The sequence below is a fragment of the Gammaproteobacteria bacterium genome, assembly GCA_027296625.1.
In the GTDB taxonomy this organism is placed as follows: Bacteria; Pseudomonadota; Gammaproteobacteria; order JAKEHO01; family JAKEHO01; genus JAKEHO01.
In genome coordinates this window covers 1-4549 of sequence record JAPUIX010000099.1, presented here as the reverse complement: position 1 = coordinate 4549, position 4549 = coordinate 1, and the positions used below count along the sequence as shown (strand labels likewise).

The window sequence follows — 4549 nt, the reverse complement described above, 5'->3', positions numbered from 1 at the left end:
AGCCGCCGGGCGACGGCCAGCATGCGCGCACCGTAGGTCCTTACGTGACGCTCGTAACTTGCGTCATCGCCGGCGCGCAGCCGCGCGACCAGCTGTTTTTCATCCGGCACGTCAAAGCCCGTCTTTGGCGGGCGCTTGGGGATCGCATCCACGCAACGAGGGTAACTGACTCTCCGGGCGTTGGGAAGCGGTGGCTGTAACCTGCGGGTGGGGGCGGGCATCTAAGGTGAAGCTAACTGAATATAAGGGATATCGTGAAAGACATTTCCCGTTTTGTCTTGGGTTTACTGATTGTCCTTGGTTTGTCTGCGGCATTGGTCGGGAGCCTCGTTATTGCTATCTATATTTAGCAGTCGTTAATGCGCGTCAAGTCCCATCCGTATGTGCACAGCATGTCCAAGGCAAGAAGATTTTACTGAAACGTTTTCAGCATCGGTGGTCGTTCCATGCTCGGTTAACGGGTCGAACGACCAAACCTTAATTCAGTGAATCACTATTATGCTGTTACTCTACGGAGCTTAAGTTTCTGTCGGTATTCGAATTGTTCTGTGTAGTCTACGGAGCTGATAGGACTGTTACAGTACAGTAACTTACCCTTGGGCCGGCCTTTGCCAGTCTCAACGGGGAGTAACCCAAACAAGAAGCAAGCACAGAGAGAGAGAAACACAATCCCAACCAACCTGCACATATCAAATGCGAGATGATATATGCAACATGGTAGGCCATCAGGTTTTTACAGAACCAGCCCCACCGGACGGGTGTGCCACAGGCTCAGAGAAGCCAGAGGGAAACCACCGCAAGCATCCTCCCCGTATTTACCAAGTTGACGGGCTGCGCTGCGGAGGACGTGGTTGTCAGTGTCGTGCCCGGCCTTGCGTACGAAGTTGAGGTGCTACTCTAGCGACCGCTGGGGAAACTTTTTGCCCAGAATTAGTTCAAAAGTAGATGAGTTTTCATTCACGACACACCGATTCTAAACTTCCGTGGTTCCCGCCGCTTGTTCCATTCGTGGTGTTCTGGGGGTTATTTGTTGGGGTCGGTGTTGCTGCCCAACACTTTGGGAACACACCGCAGCAAGTACCTCAAGCCGTGTCGGCTCCCATGACGCTAGCGGAGCTAAAAAAAGCGCAGCAAGACCCTTATTGTGTTGGGCTATTGATTGAAGCGGTGTCGATGGTCGCCGGTCGGGACATGGGCCTTGGCCACTTAGAGAATTTGCACGCGGCACAGGCGGCAGCTAAAGAGCTTGGGGAGTCTTTTCTGTCTCTCCGCGAAAGGCGCAGTTTCCTGCGATTCATCTATGGTGACGGCAGCAACCTCGACGCGACCACCATTAGCAAGCGCATTGAGCGGGGGTGCCCGGAGATATTGCGGGACCTTGCCCAGCTCAAATAACCAAGAAAACAACCAAACCCTACCATTTTATCTACATTTTCACGCATTATCGGGCGGCCGACGGGTGCAGACGTTTGGCTGACTAAGTGCGGGGGTGGATTCATTTCCGCCCCTTTTTTACCCACAGAATGAATTAACAGACAAAAAGCAATAGGAGGAAACACAAATGGGTAGACATGCGATTGACCTAACTGACCAAACATTCGGCCGCCTCACGGCAAAGGAAAGAGTACGTTGCAAACCTTCCCCCAAGGACGGCGCACGCTGGCGCTGCGTGTGTAGGTGTGGCAACGAGATAGTTACGAAGGCGGGCCACTTGCGCAGCGGCACTACACGGAGCTGCGGTTGCTTGCGCCGTGACCGACTGAAGGCGGCCAATACCAAGCACGGCCACACCCGCCTGCCTGTAGTCGAGCCTGTACGGCCGCGGTACCGCTTACTGCGCGAGAGTAAGCGTACGCACCCGAGTCCAGGTCTGTAACCCCTGCGGCGCGTTCGGCATCTAAGAATGGGCAACCAATCTGTTGCTTCATTCAATCGTTAATCCATATGGAGGTAATACCATCGTGAGTAAGTCAACTGTTGTGAGTTCCGCCTTGGCGAGTGTCCTGGTTTTGGGCCTGTTGGTCGGCAACCAGGCCATCGCGGCCAAGAAGGACTTCGAGAAGTGTTATGGCGTCGCCAAAGCCGGTAAGAACGACTGTCAGACGGCTACGAGTTCTTGTGCCGGTACGTCCAAGGTAGACCGCAAGGCGGATGCGTTTATTGCCGTGCCCAAGGGTACCTGCGGCAAGATCGCCGGCGGTAGCTTGAGCCCCAAGGGTTAAGGCGACCCATGCTCCGTTCTGTTTCGCAGTACGCTAACGGTGAGCAACCGATCCCGGCGCAAGCCGGGATCGGCCTTCGCGCCGAGCATTACCGCGACGTGCTCGAAGAGCGTCCAGCGGTCGGCTGGTTGGAGGTACACCCTGAGAACTACTTCGGCGACGGTGGGCGGCCGTTGTATTACTTGGAGCAGGCGCGTGCGCGCTATCCCTTAAGCCTCCATGGTGTGGGGATGTCCTTAGGCTCGACCGATCCGCTAAACACAGCCCATCTAGCTAAGCTCAAGGACTTAATTCGCCGCTTTGAACCGGCCTTGGTGTCCGAGCACCTGTCGTGGGGTTCGGTCGGGGGGCGTTATTTAAACGATCTGCTCCCGCTGCCCTATACGGAAGCGGCCTTAGACCACATAGTCAATCGCATCAGCCAGGTGCAGGACTACCTCGGTCGGCAGATCTTGATCGAGAACGTCTCAAGCTACCTCGAATATACCAACGCGACCATTCCCGAGGGGAAATTCGTGGCCGCAGCCTCCAGGCGATCAGGCTGCGGCATTCTGCTCGATGTGAACAACATCTATGTCAACTCAAGAAACCACGGCTTCGACGCACTGGCCTACCTGCACGCCATTCCCCGCGAACGCGTGCAAGAGATCCATTTGGCCGGGTTCACCATCAACCGGCTCGAGGACGGCGAGATCATCATCGACAGCCACAACCAGCTCGTGGCCGATGCGGTGTGGGTCCTTTATCAGCAAGCCATAGACCACCTAGGCCCCAGGCCCACCCTGATCGAATGGGATACCGAGCTGCCCCCGCTCGAAGTGTTAGTAGCTGAGGCCCACAAGGCCGATCATATTCTGGAGACCTACCGTGTCCACGCTGCATGAGGTGCAACAGGCGTTCGCCAACCACGTGTTTGGTACGACCGATACGGGGCATGCTGTGCCCGTCCGGGCCAATGGCTTAACCGGCGAGCGACGACTTCAGGTCTACCGCAACAACGTCTTTTCCAGTCTCACCGAGGCCTTGCGCGCGATCTACCCGGTGATCGACCGCTTGGTGGGGGATTTCTTCTTTAAGCACGCCGCATACCAGTATATCCGGCACCACCCATCCCGCTCCGGCAACCTACATAAGTTTGGCGACCGGTTTGCCGACTTCCTAGCGATCTTTCCCGGGGCCAAGGAGCTCGTTTATTTGCCCGACGTTGCCCGCCTGGAGTGGGCCTACCACGAGGTGTTTCATGCTGCCGATGCGACCTCGCTCGACCCAACGCGTCTCATAGAGATACCACCAACCCAGCACGAGCGGCTCACCTTTCAACTGCACCCAGCCAGTCGTCTGCTGGCATCGGATTACCCGGTCTTGCGGATCTGGGAGGTGAATCAAGATGACTATCAAGGGGACCAAACTGTGAATCTGGACGAAGGTGCGGTCAGGCTTTTGGTGATCCGACGCGATTTCGATATCACGATCGAGCCCTTGAGCGATGGCGAGTTCGCACTCTTGCACGCGCTTCATCAAAGCCGCACGTTCGCCCAGGCCTGCGAAGCTGCGCTTAAGACACAACCGGATATCGATCTCAGCCCGTGCCTGCAAAAGCACGTTGTTAACGGAACGTTAGTGGACTTTTCACTCTGAGATGAAATTACTCTGGGCCTACGACCACTTTTCTGATGGAGATAACCAATGACTGTCGCGATACACGTAATAAATTTAGTACGGCCTATTACCAAAACGCTCGATTTTTTGACGCCAGCCTTGCTTCTCGGGACCCGTTTGTGGGTCGCCAATGTATTTTTTAAATCAGGACTGGTAAAGCTCCAGAGTTTCGAGAGCACCGTTTTTCTATTCGAGTTCGAGTATCAGGTCCCTCTGTTATCTCCTAAGATTGCGGCTGACCTCGCTACGTTTACCGAGTTGACATTTCCGGTGTTGTTGGCGCTGGGGCTTGGTGGACGTTTTAGTGCCATCGTTCTGTTTATCTTCAACATCGTTGCCGTGATTTCCTACCCAGATCTTCATGTAGTCGGGGTCAAGGATCACCAGCTTTGGGGTTTCATGCTCGCGATCCTGGTGTTCTATGGACCCGGGACGCTGTCGCTTGACCACTTTCTGATGAAGAAATTCGCGCGAAGTTAACGATTCTGATCCTTGGAGGATGTGTTGGTGTCGACTAGTACTGAGAACCGGTAAAGACCATGAGGCCCTTTATGGAAAATTCCCTTGACAGGACGCAAGCTTTGTTGTATATACAACTCAAGACACGGAGTTCATCATGACGACCAACGCAGCCCAATCCGAACAGCCTCCTGCCGACCTGATCGCCG

General features: G+C 55.0%; 6 protein-coding genes. 5 read left to right on the top strand and 1 reads right to left on the bottom strand.

Going from position 1 to position 4549, the window contains the following annotated elements:
* Positions 1–221, bottom strand: a 221-nt coding sequence (locus O6944_05145; protein MCZ6718523.1) for a hypothetical protein, incomplete at its 3' end; no start/stop codon positions are given.
* A gap of 790 nt (positions 222–1011) precedes the next feature.
* On the opposite strand from O6944_05145, the gene O6944_05140 reads away from it, so the two are divergent.
* The 5 genes from O6944_05140 (at position 1012) to O6944_05120 (ending at position 4361) form a co-directional block, all read left to right on the top strand.
* The gene (locus O6944_05140) at positions 1012–1395 is read left to right on the top strand and encodes a hypothetical protein (GenBank protein MCZ6718522.1); all 384 of its coding nucleotides are present in this window, start codon (positions 1012–1014) and stop codon (positions 1393–1395) included.
* Between the two features lie 566 nt (positions 1396–1961).
* Complete coding sequence (locus O6944_05135) at positions 1962–2222, top strand: DUF2282 domain-containing protein (protein MCZ6718521.1); 261 nt, start codon at positions 1962–1964, stop codon at positions 2220–2222.
* 8 nt (positions 2223–2230) lie between these two features.
* On the top strand, positions 2231–3106 hold the full coding sequence (locus tag O6944_05130) for a DUF692 domain-containing protein (protein ID MCZ6718520.1): 876 nt from the start codon (positions 2231–2233) through the stop codon (positions 3104–3106).
* Positions 3090–3860 carry a DNA-binding domain-containing protein gene (locus O6944_05125; GenBank protein MCZ6718519.1) on the top strand — a complete coding sequence of 257 codons (771 nt, stop codon included), beginning with the start codon at positions 3090–3092 and terminating at the stop codon, positions 3858–3860. Before O6944_05130 ends, O6944_05125 begins: the two co-directional genes overlap by 17 nt.
* Before the next feature lie 48 nt (positions 3861–3908).
* Positions 3909–4361 (top strand): DoxX family protein, encoded by a 453-nt coding sequence (locus O6944_05120; protein ID MCZ6718518.1) that lies wholly within the window; start codon positions 3909–3911, stop codon positions 4359–4361.
* Positions 4362–4549 lie beyond the last annotated feature (188 nt).